The organism is Cryobacterium sp. M96, assembly GCF_002929845.1.
GTDB lineage: Bacteria > Actinomycetota > Actinomycetes > Actinomycetales > Microbacteriaceae > Cryobacterium > Cryobacterium sandaracinum.
The window spans coordinates 1-14,610 of record NZ_PJJS01000017.1 but is presented as its reverse complement, the minus strand read 5'-3'; the positions used below and the strand labels follow the sequence as shown (position 1 = coordinate 14,610).

Below are 14,610 nucleotides of genomic sequence, written 5' to 3'. Positions count from 1 at the left end.
CAGGAAGCGGCGTGCGGCCGTTAAGGCGCTCCGAAACACCCACAGATGAAGCAGGAGAGCCAAAATCTCCGTCGAATTCGTAAGGCGCATGTGGCCCTGTCAGCGCGCGGACAGCGGGTAGGTGGGCGGGTAACAGGGCGGGTAGTAGTGCGGCCGGGACCGCGGGCGGTCAGTGGCGCGCGAAGCGCAGGGTGACCAGTTGGAAGGGACGCAGCTCGAGCGTCAGCGCGGAGCCATCGGCGGCGAACGGAGCCCGCGGCGCGGTCAGGGGGCGTTCCAGCAGGTCGGTTTCGGTGGCATCCGTCGCGGCGAAGTGACGGATGACCCGCACCCGCACCCGCGACCCGTGCGCCTCGTAGAGCCGCACGATCAGATCCCCGCTGCGGTCCTCGGCCAGCTTGACCGCCTCGACCATGACGGCCGGGTGGTCGACCTCGATCAACGGATCCACGCGGGCCGCTCTCACCCCGGTCACCGAACAAAGCGGCAGGTTCAGCCGGTACCCCTCCGCGACCGCCTCGGGGATACCGGCGCCGGCCCGCAGCGACACGGATGCCCGGTGCACCGCCGGGCGCAACCGCGCCCGCACGAACCGGTCGATGCGTTTCTCCACGAGTCCGCCGTCGTCTTGTACCGCACCTGCGACTTCCCACCGGGCACCGCCGCCCGACTGACAGCAGCGTACGACCGCCCCCCGGCCCCACACGTCCGCCACTGCGGGCGCTCGTGAACTAATTCGACGGAGATTTTCGGATCTGAAGCAGTTTTACACGCCCGAAACAGCCCCACGGGAGCAAAATCTCCGTCGAATTCGTCAGCAACGGATGCCGCAGCGCACCAGCGGCGCCGAGCTCCGCTACGCGTTTCGGAGATTGTAGCGCACGCTCGCGAGCTCGGAGAGCAGCGCCGGCGGCACCCGGTCGCCGAACTTGGCGAAGTACTCCTCAGTGAGGTCGCACTCGGCCAGCCAGGAGGCCGGGTCGATCGCAAAGAGCTGCTCGACATCCGCGTCGGCCAGGTCCAGACCCTTCAGGTCGAGGCCACCCTGGACCGGGAGGTGTCCGATCGGGGTGTCCACGGCATTCGCGAAGCCTTCGACGCGGCGCACGATCCACTCGATCACGCGGGAGTTCTCGCCGAAACCGGGCCAGAGGAAGCTTCCGTCCGCGCCCTTGCGGAACCAGTTCACCTGGAAGATCTCCGGCGCCTTGCCGCCGAGACCACGGCCGACCTTGAGCCAGTGCGCCCAGTAGTCCGCCATGTTATAGCCGCAAAAGGGGAGCATCGCGAACGGGTCGCGGCGCAACTCGCCGACGGTGCCCTCGGCGGCCGCGGTCTTCTCCGAGGAGATGGTCGCGCCCATGAACACGCCGTGCTTCCAGCTGCGGGCCTGGGCCACCAGCGGCACGTTCGTCGCGCGGCGTCCGCCGAAGAGGATGGCGTCGATCGGCACGCCGCCGAAGGCCTCCCAGTCGTCGGCGATCGACGGGCACTGCGCCGCAGCAACCGTGAAGCGGGAGTTGGGGTGGGCGGCCGGGCGGCCGGAGGCGGGCGTCCAATCCTTGCCCTCCCAGTCGATCAGGTGGCTGGGAGTGGTCTCGGTCAGACCCTCCCACCACACGTCGCCGTCGTCGCGCAGTGCGACGTTCGTGAAGATCGTGTTGCCCCAGACGGTGGCCACGGCGGTCGGGTTGGTGACCTCGCCGGTTCCGGGGGCCACACCGAAGAAGCCGGCCTCCGGGTTGATCGCGTACAGCCTCCCGTCGGGCCCGGGGCGCAGCCAGGCGATGTCGTCGCCAATGGTCTCGACCTTCCACCCGGGGATGGTCGGGCGCAGCATCGACAGGTTCGTCTTGCCGCAGGCCGACGGGAAAGCCGCGGCCAGGTGCGACACGCCGCCCTCCGGGGAGGTTACCTTGATCAGGAGCATGTGCTCGGCCAGCCAGCCCTCGTCGCGGGCCATGACGGATGCGATCCGCAGCGCGAACGACTTCTTCGAGAGCAGTGCGTTGCCGCCGTAGCCCGAGCCGAAGGACCACACCTCGCGGGTCTCCGGGAACTGCACGATGTACTTGGTGTCGTTGCACGGCCAGGAGACGTCCCTACGGCGGCGCCCCTCGGCGTCGACCAGCGGGTAGCCCACGCTGTGCACGGTGTGCACCCAGGGGGCTCCGGCCTCGATCATGTGCAGCACCTTCTGGCCCATGCGCGTCATGATGCCCATGTTCAGCACCACGTAGGGCGAGTCGGTGATCTCCACGCCGAGCTGGGAGATGGGGCCGCCAAGCGGGCCCATCGAGAACGGCACGATGTACATCGTGCGCCCGCGCATGCTGCCCGCGAAGACTCCCTGCAGCTCGCCCCGCATCGCGTCCGGGTCGGCCCAGTTGTTGGTGGGGCCGGCATCGCCCGGGTCGACCGAGCAGATGAAGGTGCGGTCCTCGACGCGCGCCACGTCCGACGGGCTCGTGCGGGCCAGGTAGCTGTTGGGGCGCCACTCCGGGTTCAGGTGAATGAGCTTGCCCTCGGCTACGAGCTGTTTCGCGAGCACATCGGCTTCGCGCAACGATCCGTCGCACCAGACGACGGCGTCGGGCTGGGTCAGCCGGGCAATTTCGTCCACCCAGGCCTGAAGGTTGGGGTCGGTGGTGCCGGCAACATAGCGGGACTCGCCCCCGCCGGTCTCAAGTCGGGAATTCGCGATTGTCATCTCCTGGCCTTTCGTGGTCAATCCGGCGTGAACCAGTGGTCTGCAGTCGTGGGGGGACGCAAATACGCCTCCCCTCTCCACAATGATCCACCGATGCCACCGGTGCCGGAAGTGCTCAGGTTAAGAACAGCGAATCTTTCGTTATCGTTAAGGAATGTCGACACGTGCCGCTGATCTGATCACCCTGGGACTCCGTGTCCGTCATTTCCGGGCCGAGCGCGGCTTCACGCTCGACCAGCTCGGCGAGCAGGTCGGCATGGCCGGGAGCCAGCTCTCCCTGATCGAGAACGGCCGCCGCTCCCCCAAGCTGTCGACGTTGCAGGACATTGCCACCGCCGTCGACGTGGAGCTCACCGACCTGCTCAAAAACGAAGCGCCGAACACGCGGGCCGCACTCGAGATCGAGCTGGAGCGCGCGCAGCGCAATCCGCTCTACGGCGCCCTCGGCCTGCCGCGGGTGAAGATGACCAAGGGCATGCCGATGGCGGCGCTCGAGTCCCTTCTCGGTCTGCACCGCGAACTCGCCCGCCGCGCCAGCGAAGCCATCGCCACGCCGGAAGAGGCCCGTCGCGCGAACACGGAACTGCGCGAACAGATGCGCGAACAAGATAATTTCATGCCCGACATCGAGCAGCTCGCCGAAGACCGAGTGCGGGCATCCGGGCATGTGTCGGGCGCCCTCACCCACCGGGAGGTCAGCGTGATGGCCGAGCAGCTCGGCTTCAACCTCATCTACGTCAATGACCTGCCCGGCTCGACTCGGTCGGTCACCGACCTGGTCAATCACCGCATCTACCTGCCGCCGGCGTCGATCCCCGGCGGTCACGGCTTGCGCTCGATGGCGCTGCAGGCCATGGGGCACCGGCTGCTCGGCCACGAGCGGCCGGGCAGCTACGCCGAGTTCCTCTGGCAGAGGCTGCAGATCAACTACTTCGCGGCCGCCTGCCTGATGCCGCAGGCGGCATCCGTCGCGTTCCTCTCCCACGCCAAGCGCGAACGCGAGCTCTCGGTCGAGGACTTCCGCGACGCCTTCGGGGTGACCCACGAGGCCGCGGCGCTGCGACTGACGAACCTGGCGACCTCGCACCTGGACATGCCGCTGCACTTCCTGCGCGTCACCGGCGACGGCGCCCTGCAGAAGGGCTACGAGAACGACGACCTTCCCCTGCCGGCCGACGTGACCGGCTCGATCGAGGGCCAGTTCGTCTGCAAGCAGTGGAGCGCCCGCAGCGCCTTCACCCACACCAACCGCACCACCGAGTTCTACCAGTACACCGACACGCCGGCCGGCACCTTCTGGTGCGCCACCCAGACCGGGGCGACGGATGCCGGCGAGTTCTCGATCAGCGTCGGCGTGCCCTTCGTGCAGGCCAAGTGGTTCCGCGGCCGGGAGACCACGCAGCGGGCGGTGTCCCGCTGCCCGGACGAGTCCTGCTGTCGCCGCCCGGCCTCCGAGGTCTCCTCGCGCTGGGCCGGCAAGGCCTGGCCGAGCGCCCGGCTGCACGCGCACGTGCTGTCGCCGCTGCCCAGCGGCACCTTCCCCGGCGTCGACGACACCGAGGTTTACGAGTTCCTCGAGGCGCACGCCGCGGAGTAGTGGGGATCCTGGCACTGAGCCACATACGTCGTCGGGTAATCCGCCCCGCCGTCGTCGGGTCATCCGTCTCCGTTTCTGTCTCCGTCTCCGTCTCCGTCGAACGAATTCGACGGAGACTTTGGCAGAAACGGTCCCGAACGCTCCGAAACTGCTTCTTTTTGCGAGAATCTCCGTCGAATTGGTTCGATACCGGACACGGCGCTCCCTCGGTGATGATCAGCGTACGCTCGGCGCGGACAGGAGACGACGGGCGGCTCGGCGCGGACAGGGCACGACGGAGCGGCCCGACGGGCGGCAGGGCGAGGGTCAGGGGCGGGCGGCGAACGCGGTGGCGGTGCCACGGGCGGTGAGGCTGACCCGGCTGCCCACGACGGTGCCCATCGTGCCGTGCTGCCTTACGTGCACCAGCGTCCCGGGGCTCTGCGTCCCGGGGCTCTGCGTCCCGGGACTCTGAGGGAAGCCGGACGCCGGGGCGCCCACGCAGAACAGGCGCACCGCCAGCTGCACCTCGGGCCCGTAGAAATCGACCGCTTCGACCTGGCCGGTACAGGAGGCGGCGGAATCCGCCCCTCCGGACTCGCAGTGCTCGACCATGATCTGCTCCGGGCGCAGCATGATGCAGGCGTCGCCGCGCAGGCTGGTGGGGGCGACCGCGACTGTGCCCAGCGCGCAGGCGGCGAAACCGTCCGAGATGGTGGCCGGTAGCACGACCGCGTCGCCGAGGAACCGGGCCGTGAACAGGTCGACGGGGCGCCAGTAAACCTCGCGCGGCGGCCCGACCTGGCAGAGGTTGCCGTCGCGGAGCACCGCGAGCTGGTGGGCGAAGCTCATCGCCTCCGCCTGGTCGTGGGTGACGAGCACCGTGGTGATGCCGACGCGCTCCAGCGTTTCGGCGACGATGTCGCGGGTTGCCGCCCGCAGTCCGGCATCGAGGGAGGAGAACGGTTCGTCGAGGAGCATCACCCGCGGCTGGCGGGCGAGGGCCCGCGCCAGGGCCACGCGCTGCTGCTGGCCGCCGGACAGTTCGTCGGGGCGGCGGGCGGCGAAGTCGGGCCTCAGCGACACCATCTCGAGCAGCTCGCTCACGGCACGGGCGCGTTGCTTGCGGGTGCCGCCGCGGAGCGCCGGGCCGAGGCCGAACGCGATGTTCTGGCCCACGGTGAGGTGCGGGAACAGGGCGCCGTCCTGCGCGACGAAGCCGATCCCGCGCCGATGCGCGGCCACGGCCGCGCCCGGGCCGGCCACAGTGCGACCGAGCACGCTGATGGTGCCCGAGTCGGGCAGCTCGAAGCCGCTGATCAGGCGCAGCAGGGTGGTCTTGCCCGACCCGGACGAGCCGACCACGACCGTGCGGCTACCCTCCGGCACCGAGAGGGCGATGTCCTCGAGGATACGGCTGCTGCCGAAGCTCTTGTTGACCCCGGACAGTTCGATGGCGGCGGTCATGACACGCTCGTCAGCCGGGAGCGGGCGAACAGCAGGTAGGTGACCGGCAGGCTCAGCACGATCATCAGCAGGGCGTAGGGCGCGGCGCCGACGTAATTGATGTCGTTCACCTTCGACCAGAACTGTATCGCGAGGGTGCGGGTGCCGCTCGGGGCCAGCAGCAGCGTAGCGGTCAGCTCGGTGACGATGCCGAGGAACACGAGCGCCCCCGCGGCCAGGGCCGAGGGCGCGAAGAAGCGGGTGGTGACACTGAGGAACGCGGCGAACGGATGCTTGCCGAGCGACCGGGCCGCCTCCTCCAGTCCGACCGGAACCTGTGCGAGCCCGGCCCGGAGGTTCACCAGCGCGCGCGGCAGGAACATCAGCAAGTACGTCACGATCACCAGCACGGTGGTCTGGTAGAGCGGCTGCACGAAACGGATGCTGATGGTCACCAACGCGAGGGCCGTGACGATCCCAGGGAGGGAACTGGTGAGGTAGTTGACCGATTCGAGGCCGCGGGACAGCCGGCTCGGGTAGCGCACCGCGAGGAACGCGACCGGGAACGCGAGTACACAGGTGACCGCGGCGCCGACGAGGCCGTAGCCCACGGTCTGCAGCAGGGCCTGGACCAGCACGGCATCGGTCCACACGATTGCGCCGCCCTGGTAGAGCCAGCGGATGACGCTCCAGAACGGGACTCCGATCGCGAGTGCGAACAGCCCACCGAGGAACAGGTAGCCGACCGGCGTGAAGGCGCGGAGGGAGCGCCGCGGCGTGACCCGGGCCACACCCGAGCCGATGCGGGCGTACCGGGAGCGTCCGCGGGCACCGGACTCCCCGATCAACAGGAACAGGCACAGCAGCACGAGAACGCCGGCGAGGGCGTTGGCCGCGGGGCCGTTGAACGTGGACCGGTACTGCTCCACGATGGCGGTGGTGAAGGTGTCAAAGCGGATCATCGCGAACGCGCCGTATTCGGAGAGCAGGTGCAGCCCTACCAGCAGGGCGCCGCCGAGGATCGGCAGCCGCAACTGGGGCAGGATGACGCGGAAGAAGACGCCCCAGGCACCGCTGCCGAGCGACTCTGCTGCCTCTTCGACCGTGGGGTCCAGCCGACGGAGCGCGGCGACGCAGGGCAGGTAGACCAACGGGAAGTACGACAGGGTGGCGATCAGAACCCCGGACCAGAGCCCGTTCAAGGAGGGTACGGCGCTTACCCAGCCGTAGCTGTTGACGAAGGCCGGCACCGCGAGCGGCGTCGCCAGGAGCACGGCGAACACCCGGTGGCCGCGCAGGGAGGTGCGGCCGACCAGCCACGCGGCGGCCACCCCGATCGCCGCGGTCAGCGGCACCGTAATCACGACCAGCCCGATCGTGTTCAGGAGCAGTTCGCCGACCCGCGGCCGGAACACGAGCGCCGAGAGGGTCGGCCAACCGGTCAGGATACCGGTGACGATGACGTAGCCCAGCGGCAGCAGCCCGAGCACGGACACGGTGACGGCGGCCGCCACGATGAATGGTGACGGTCGTTTGCCGACCCGGCCGGCGGCATCCGTGCGCCCCGCAAGCCCCGTTGCGCCGGTTTCGGCGACGGCTCCGCGACCGGTGTCCGACGGGTCGGGCGCCGGTTTCGCGGTCGGGGGGGCTGCAGGTATCACCAGTTTCAGCCTAGAGGAAACCGGCCTCGGTCATCAGATCGGTGACCTTGGTGCTGTTGAGTTTGGACGGGTCGATGACGGGGGCGTCGAGTTCGCGAAGCGGCACCATCGCGGGGTTCGCGTCGACCGCGTCGGAAACGGGGTACTCGAACGAGGTGCCGGTCTTCAGGATTTCCTGGCCGGCCTTGCCGGTGATGAAAGCGAGGAACGCCTGAGCGGCCACGGGGTTCGCGCTGGTCTCGAGCACTCCGCCGCCGGAGACGCTGACGAACGCACCGGGATCCTGGTTCTTGAAGTAGTGCATCTGGGTGCTGGAGCTGTTCTCGCCCGTACCGGCCTGGTCTGCGAACCAGTAGTAGTGGTAGATCACGCCGCCGGGGATCTCACCCGCGTTGACGGCCTTCATCACGGTGCTGTTGCCTTTATAGACGACCGCGTTCTCCTTCATGGCCGCGAGCCAGTCACTCGTTGCGGCTTCGCCCTTGAGCTCGAGGAGCGCACTGACGATGGCTTGGAAATCGGCGCCGGAGGGCGACGCGGCCCAGCGGCCGGCCCAGGCCGGGTCGGCGAGGTCGAGCAGCGAGGCCGGCAGTTCGCCCGCGCTGATCATGCTCGGGTTGTAGGCGAACACGGTCGAGCGGGCGGCGATGCCGGTCCAGGTGCCGGTGGACGGCTGGAACTGCTTGGGAACTTGGGCCAGCGTGGCGTCGTCGACCGGGGCGAACAGGCCGGCCTTGTCGACGAGGCTGATCGCGGGCGAGTTCTCGGTAAGGAACACGTCGGCCTTCGACGCGGCGCCTTCCTGCACGAGCTGGTTGCCGAGTTCCGAGTCGTCGCCATTGCGGAGCGTGACGGTGACGCCGGTCTCCGCGGTGAATTCGTCGGCCCAGGCCTGGGTCAGTTCCTCGTGCTGGGCGTTGTAGACCGTGATCGAACCCGACGGGGTGGACGCGTCGGTAGCACCAGGACTGGATTCCTCAGGTGCGCTGCACCCGGTCACCCCGAGCAGGGCCACCGTTCCGATAGCGGTAAGCAGTGCCCAGCGGCGTGTCAAGATCATCGTGTTGCGTCCCTACTGTCGTGCGGGCATGACCCGCAGTGCTTTTAGGTAAGCCTACCCTAAAGAAATTGGCGTCGTCGGGGCCGCAGGGGAATACACAGGCTCGGCCCCGGTCAGCGGGGCGGCATCCGGATGGCGCCGTCGAGCCGGATGGTGTCGCCGTTAAGCATCGGGTTCTCGACGATGTGCCGCACGAGCGCGGCGAACGCGGCCGGGTTGCCGAGCCGGGAAGGGTGTGGAACCTGCGCCGCGAGGGACTCGCGCACGTTCTCGGGGAGCCCCTGAAGCAGCGGGGTGTCGAAGATGCCGGGCGCGATCGCCACCACCCGGATCAACGATCGGGCGAATTCGCGGGCGAGCGGCAGGGTCATCGCGGCGACGCCGCCCTTCGAGGCGGCATAGGCCGCCTGACCGATCTGCCCGTCGAAGGCTGCGACGGATGCCGTGTTCACGATCACACCGCGCTCCGGGACGGTGCCGGCCGTCTGGTCGATCGTGCCGGGGGTGCCGTCCGTGCCGTTCGTCCCGGGGGCTCCGTCCGTGCCGCCGATCGGGCTGGTAGCCTGCATGGCGGCCGCGGCCAGCCGGATCACGTTATACGTGCCGACGAGGTTGATGCGAATGACCCGGTCGAAGTCGTCCAGCGGCAGCGGGGCCCCGGTGCGGTCGACGGTGCGCTGGCCGGGGGCGATGCCGGCACAGTTGACCACGATGCGCAGCGGGGCGATCGCGGCGGCGGCGTCGACGGCGGCCTGCACGTCCTCGGTGCGGGTGACGTCACCCGGCACGAAACACGCCCGGCCGCCGATCACGACCGCCGCCTGCTCCCCACTGGTGCCGGGCAGGTCGAGCAGCACGACCGCTGCCCCAGCGTGGGCCAGGGCGGTGGCGGTGGCCAGCCCGAGGCCGGAGGCGGCCCCGGTGACGAGGGCGGAGCATCCGTCGACGCGCATCTCAGAGCCGTTCGATGATGGTGGCGTTGGCCATGCCGCCGCCCTCGCACATGGTCTGCAGGCCCCAGCGGCCGCCGGTCAGTTCGAGGTGGTTGAGCAGGGTGCCGAGGAGCCGGGTGCCCGAGGAGCCGAGCGCGTGGCCGAGCGCGATGGCCCCGCCGCGCGGATTGAGCAGGGCCGGGTCGGCGCCGAGTTCGCGCAGCCAGACCAGCGGCACGGTGGCGAACGCCTCGTTGACCTCGTAGGCGTCGAGGTCGTCGATGCTGAGACCGGAGCGCTCCAGGATGCGCCGGGTCGCCGGGATCACGCCCGTGAGCATCAAGAGCGGGTCGCTTCCGGTCACCGCGAAGCTGTGGAACCGTGCGCGCGGATTGAGGCCGAGCTGGGCGGCGCGTTTGGCGCTCATGATCAGAGCCGCGGAGGCGCCGTCGGTGAGCGGCGACGAGTTGCCGGCGGTGATGTGCCAGTCGAGTTTCGGGAAGCGGGCGGCGAGGGCGTCGGTGCGGAACGCCGGCGGCAGAGCGGCCAGGGAGTCGAGGGTGGTGCCGGGGCGGATGGTCTCGTCGGCGGCCACGACCCGGCCGTCCCGCAGAGTCGTCGGCCGCAGTTCGCCGTCGAAATCGCCGCGTTCGGCGGCGGCCGCGGCGAGGCGGTGCGAGCGGGCGGCGAAGGCATCCAGTTCGCCGCGGCCCAGTTTCCACTTCTGGTTCATCAGCTCGGCCGAGACGCCCTGGTTGACGAGCCCGTCGGGGTAGCGGTCGCGCATCAGCGTGCCGTGCGGATTCGGGATCTGTACATTCTGCTGGTTCTGGTGGCTCTGCCCGCCTTGCTGGTTCTGCGGGCTCTGGGCCGTGCCGAGCGACGAGCCCAGCGGCACGCGGCTCATCGATTCGACGCCGCAGGCGATGACGATGTCGTAGCTGCCGGCCATCACGCCCTGCGCGGCGAACGTGGCCGCCTGCTGGCTGGATCCGCACTGCCGGTCGATGGTCGCGCCGGGCACCGAGTCGGGAAAACCCGCGCTGAGCAGGGCGGTGCGGGTCACGTTGTAGCCCTGCTCGCCGACCTGGCTGACGCAGCCGCCGATCACGTCGTCGACGAGCGCGGGATCGAGCCCGTTGCGGGTGACCAGTTCGCTCAGCACCCCGGCCAGCAGGTCCGCGGGGTGCACGCCCGAGAGGGCGCCGCCCGGTTTGCCTCGACCCGACGCGGTGCGCACGACATCGACAATGACAGCCTCGTTGCTCATGACCTCAGCCTAGGCTTCCGGTGCCACCGCGGCGCGGAGCGGGGAGCGCGTGTGGGCTGCAGGCTGCAGGCTGCGGGCTGCGCGTGTGATTCGGGCTGCGCATGGGGTACGGGCTGCGCATGGGGTACGGGCTGCGCGTGGGGCTAACTCAGGAGATCCGGTGGGGAAGCCGTCGTCCGGCGGGTTCCGCCGCACTGGTCCGGGGGCTAACAGAACGCGGCCGACGTATCTCCTGAGTTGGCCACAAACGCGGCAGGACAGGGACGTGCGGATGTGGCGTGCGGCGGTGAGCCGTGGAGGTTCGGGTGTGGCGTGCGGATGTGGCGTGNGTGGCGTGCGGATGTGGCGTGCGGCGGTGAGCCGTGGAGGTTCGGGTGTGGCGTGCGGATGTGGCGTGCGGCGGTGAGCCGTGCAGGTTCGGGTGTGGCAGGCGGGGCGTCAGCCCGAGAACGCCCACATCGCGACGGCGCTGGCGGCGGCCACGTTGAGGGAGTCGATGCCGTGCTTCATCGGGATCTGCACCACGGTGTCGGAGGCCGCCAATGCGTCCGGGGTGAGCCCCTCACCCTCCGCGCCGAGCAGCAGCGCCAGCCGCTCGTGCTCGTGCCCGGGGAAGTCGCGCAGGCTCACGGCATCCGTTGTCAGGGCGAGCGCGGCGAGGTGGAAACCGTGCCGAGTGAGCAGCGCGCGGGTACTCGGCCAGTCGCCGACGCGGGTCCAGGGCACCTGCAGCACGGTGCCCATCGAGACGCGGATGGCGCGACGGTAGAAGGGGTCGGAGCAGCGCGGTGTGACCAGGATCGCGTCGGCGCCGATGGCCCCGGCGGAGCGGAAGATCGCGCCGACGTTCGTGGGGTCGGACACATTCTCGAGGATCACGATGCGGCGGGCGCCGGCGAGTAGCGACTCCGGGTCGGGCAGCTCGGGCCGGTGCATCGAGGCGATAACGCCGCGGTGCAGCACGTAGCCGGTGAGCTCGGCGAGAAGCGCCCCCGGGCCGACGAAGATCGGCACGTCCTCGCCGACGAGGGCGCGGGCCTCAGGGGCGGTGTTGCCGAGTGTGAGCACCGACCGCGGCCGGTGTCCGGCGCGCAGGGCCCGCTCTAGAACCAATGCCGATTCGGCTATATACAGGCCGTGTTCGGTGCCGCGCGCCTTTTTCAGTGCCACATCGGTGAGATGCGCGTAGTCCGCAAGCCGCGGATCGCTGAGGTCGCTGATCTCGATGACGGGCATCCGATCAGTCTAATCGCGGGGCGGGGGCGGGTGGCTGGATGCGGGGCACCTCGGGGCTAACTCAGGAGATCCGGGCGGCGGACGGCAGCCGGCACCCGGACCAGTGCGGCGATCCCACGGATGCCGCGGCGCATCTCCGGAGTTAGCCGCACCTTTCATCCGCCCGTCGGGCACGGACAGCCTGGGTGCCCCGGCGCCCGAGTGGCCCCGCCGGTAGCGGATTCACGGCCCCCGGAGCACAGGCAACGGCTTCGGCCGGGCTACGATTTGCAGGAGTTATGTACCGGTAAGGGTTGCGCCCTGGGGCTAACTCAGGAGATCCGGGCGGGGGACGGCAGCCGGCACCCGGACCAGTGCGGCGATCCAACGGATGCGGCGGCGCATCTCCTGAGTTAGCCGCACCGCTCGACGTGTCGGCACGGTCCCGTGTGACCGGTCCTGGGTGATCGGTCCTGGCGGCACTGTGCTATCGGCCGGGTCGTGTGATGGTGAGATCATGGCTACGGATTCCTCCCGGCCAGGGGGTGCCCGGCATCCGTCAGCAACCGGTCAGCGACAGGAACATCCCCGCGGCCATCAACGTCATCGCCAGCGCCATACTCAGGTGCTGGGTCGACTCCAGTCGGAGCGTGGCCGGCTCGACCCCCGACCCGGTCGGGCGGCGCGCCGACCGCACGGCGCTGGCCGCGGGGGCAACGGATGCCGCAGCCAGCAGCACCACAAGCCAGGCCGGCAGCGTTCCGCCGTCGGTGATCGCCGGCGCGTGCCCGGCATGGGCGCCGTTTCCCACAGCGGTCCCGGCGGCAACGGGCGCAGCGGCAACGGGCGCAGCGGCAGCGGTGGCACTAGCCGTGGCACTGGTTCCGGCGCCAGCGCCGGCCACCGCGACCGAGCCAACCGAAGCCGCCGTAGCCTTAGTCGACGCCGCCGGCAGCATGGCGACCCACATTACGGACATCAGTAGCAGCGATACGGCGTGATGCGCGGCGGGCATGCGGTGCCGCCGGTCAAGTAGGGCCAGCAGCGCCGCCCCGACCAGGAGCCCCGCCCAGGAGCCCCGCCCAGGCCAAGGAGCCGAGCAGCTTCATGCCCGGCAGCACCATGTCGGCGCACGAGACGGTCATGACGACCATGGTGGGAGCCGCGACCAGGGCGCGGCCCGGCATCCGGAGCCCGGTGAGCGCACACGCCGCTCCCAGGCCGGACGCCGCGACGGCGGCGACCAGGCACACGGACACCCAGATCGCGGTCATTTCGGCTCACGATAGGCCGGTCTCCCCCGTGGGTCTTGCCTGTCAGCGCACGGAGGCGCGGCGGCAGCGCACGGATGCGCGGCGGCAGCGCACGGATGCGCGCAGCGAGGCGACAGCGCTCCGTGTGGCTAACTCAGGAGATTCACCGCGGCGAAACCACCATCCCGCACCTGTGGCGCACGGGTCCGCACTGGCCCGTGCCGAATCGGCCGCCCCGATCCCGGAACTCCTGAGTTAGCCTCCGCGAACCCGGCATGACTTCTGCACGCTGGTGGGGGCGCCGGCCCGGGCCGCCGAAAGACCCGGACGGGGGCGCGATGCGGCCCCCCACAATTTGCAGGAGATATGCACGAGGAGGATTCGGACCCGAGGACCGGGAAACCTCGCGCGCGGGCGCGCCGTCACGGTGGTGTGGCCAACTCAGGAGACGCGCCGCACCACCCCTTCGCTCCCCGCACTGGTCCGGGCGACAGATGCCGTGCGGCACCCAAATCTCCTGAGTTGGCCACACACACGCACACACGCACGCACGCGCACGCACACTCCGAGTGCATGGCTCCTGGGGCGACCGCGGGTCCTGAACCACGAATGCGAGAATGGCACCGTGTCGACGTCAATGAGCGGGGTAACGGGATGAGCGAGCAGAGGAAGCCCAGCGGGCCCAGTGCCAACGGCCCGAACGGTGCGCCGCATTCGCAGACCCTGTCGCGCGGCATCCGCGTGCTCGAGATTCTCGCCGACGCCGACGAGGCCCTGACCATTGCCGACGTGGCCGCCGCCCTCGGCGTGCACCGCTCGATCGCCTACCGAATATTACGCACGTTGGAGGACCATGGGGTCGTGATCCGAGACGCCGCGGGCGCCGTACGCCTCGGCCCACGGATGGCCGCGCTCGCCCGCGGCGTCTCCCGCGGTCTGCAGGCCGCGGCGCTGCCCGAGCTGACGAGCGTCGCGAACGAGTTGGGGATGACAGCCTTCGTGACCGTGCTGGACCGGGCGGAGGTCGTCACTCTGGTCAGCGTGGAACCGCGGCAGGCGCACGCCACGGTCGCGCAGCGCCCCGGCACGCGGCATCCGCTCGGCCGGGGTGCACCCGGGATCGCCATCCAGTCCCTGCTCACGGCGACCCAGTGGGTGAACCTCGGCGAGGGAGCCCGCCGAGGCGAGGCCGCCGACGTGCGCGCACGCGGCTTCGCCACCAGTCATGACGAGGTCATTCCGGGGCTGGCCTCCGTGGCGGTGCCGCTGGTCGTGCCCGGCGAGGCACCGGCGGCTCTGGCGGTCGTCTACCTCGGCACCGGGCAGAGTGACGCCGCGATCGGCGCGCGTCTTGTGACGGCCGCGGCCGTAATTGCAGCCGACCTGCGCTAATTGCCGCCACACCGGGCCAGACGCGGGCGCTTCGACCGGGCGGGCGCCGACCGGGCGGGCGCCGCCGACCGGGCGGGCGCCGCCGACCGGGCGCC

The 14,610-nt window shown here is 70.1% G+C and carries 12 protein-coding genes; 2 read left to right on the top strand and 10 right to left on the bottom strand.

Going from position 1 to position 14,610, the window contains the following annotated elements:
- Positions 1 to 169: 169 nt before the first annotated feature.
- Together CXY79_RS16275 and CXY79_RS00450 are read right to left on the bottom strand one after the other, a co-directional pair.
- Positions 170 to 613, bottom strand: coding sequence for a glycosyl hydrolase-related protein (locus CXY79_RS16275; RefSeq protein WP_104099204.1), 444 nt, complete (start codon positions 611 to 613; stop codon positions 170 to 172).
- Positions 614 to 856: 243 nt separating this feature from the next.
- Positions 857 to 2,710 carry a phosphoenolpyruvate carboxykinase (GTP) gene (locus CXY79_RS00450; RefSeq protein ID WP_104099203.1) on the bottom strand — a complete coding sequence of 618 codons (1,854 nt, stop codon included), beginning with the start codon at positions 2,708 to 2,710 and terminating at the stop codon, positions 857 to 859.
- 154 nt (positions 2,711 to 2,864) lie between these two features.
- On the opposite strand from CXY79_RS00450, the gene CXY79_RS00445 reads away from it, so the two are divergent.
- Positions 2,865 to 4,307: a helix-turn-helix domain-containing protein gene (locus CXY79_RS00445; RefSeq protein WP_104099202.1), complete on the top strand. Its 1,443-nt coding sequence runs from the start codon at positions 2,865 to 2,867 to the stop codon at positions 4,305 to 4,307.
- 306 nt (positions 4,308 to 4,613) lie between these two features.
- On the opposite strand, the gene CXY79_RS00440 is transcribed toward CXY79_RS00445, so the two are convergent.
- From CXY79_RS00440 to CXY79_RS00405, 8 genes are all read right to left on the bottom strand, one after another.
- Positions 4,614 to 5,753, bottom strand: coding sequence for an ABC transporter ATP-binding protein (locus CXY79_RS00440; RefSeq protein ID WP_104099201.1), 1,140 nt, complete (start codon positions 5,751 to 5,753; stop codon positions 4,614 to 4,616).
- On the bottom strand, positions 5,750 to 7,246 hold the full coding sequence (locus CXY79_RS00435) for an ABC transporter permease (RefSeq protein ID WP_369827912.1): 1,497 nt from the start codon (positions 7,244 to 7,246) through the stop codon (positions 5,750 to 5,752). The genes CXY79_RS00440 and CXY79_RS00435 overlap by 4 nt, the downstream gene beginning before the upstream one ends.
- A 157-nt stretch (positions 7,247 to 7,403) precedes the next feature.
- Positions 7,404 to 8,453, bottom strand: a complete 1,050-nt coding sequence (locus tag CXY79_RS00430) for an iron ABC transporter substrate-binding protein (RefSeq protein WP_104099200.1) — start codon at positions 8,451 to 8,453, stop codon at positions 7,404 to 7,406.
- 113 nt (positions 8,454 to 8,566) lie between these two features.
- Positions 8,567 to 9,406, bottom strand: a complete 840-nt coding sequence (locus tag CXY79_RS00425) for an SDR family NAD(P)-dependent oxidoreductase (RefSeq protein WP_104099199.1) — start codon at positions 9,404 to 9,406, stop codon at positions 8,567 to 8,569.
- A gap of 1 nt (position 9,407) precedes the next feature.
- Complete coding sequence (locus tag CXY79_RS00420; protein WP_104099198.1) at positions 9,408 to 10,655, bottom strand: thiolase family protein; 1,248 nt, start codon at positions 10,653 to 10,655, stop codon at positions 9,408 to 9,410.
- A 438-nt stretch (positions 10,656 to 11,093) separates the two neighbouring features.
- A complete protein-coding gene (locus CXY79_RS00415) occupies positions 11,094 to 11,891 on the bottom strand; it encodes an RNA methyltransferase (RefSeq protein WP_104099197.1) in 798 nt (265 codons plus the stop codon).
- A 538-nt stretch (positions 11,892 to 12,429) separates the two neighbouring features.
- Positions 12,430 to 12,849, bottom strand: a complete 420-nt coding sequence (locus CXY79_RS00410; RefSeq protein WP_146068057.1) for a hypothetical protein — start codon at positions 12,847 to 12,849, stop codon at positions 12,430 to 12,432.
- A gap of 49 nt (positions 12,850 to 12,898) precedes the next feature.
- Positions 12,899 to 13,144, bottom strand: coding sequence for a hypothetical protein (locus tag CXY79_RS00405; RefSeq protein ID WP_104099195.1), 246 nt, complete (start codon positions 13,142 to 13,144; stop codon positions 12,899 to 12,901).
- A gap of 633 nt (positions 13,145 to 13,777) precedes the next feature.
- Here CXY79_RS00405 and CXY79_RS00400 point away from each other — a divergent pair.
- Positions 13,778 to 14,515, top strand: a complete 738-nt coding sequence (locus CXY79_RS00400; protein WP_104099205.1) for an IclR family transcriptional regulator — start codon at positions 13,778 to 13,780, stop codon at positions 14,513 to 14,515.
- Positions 14,516 to 14,610: the final 95 nt, after the last annotated feature.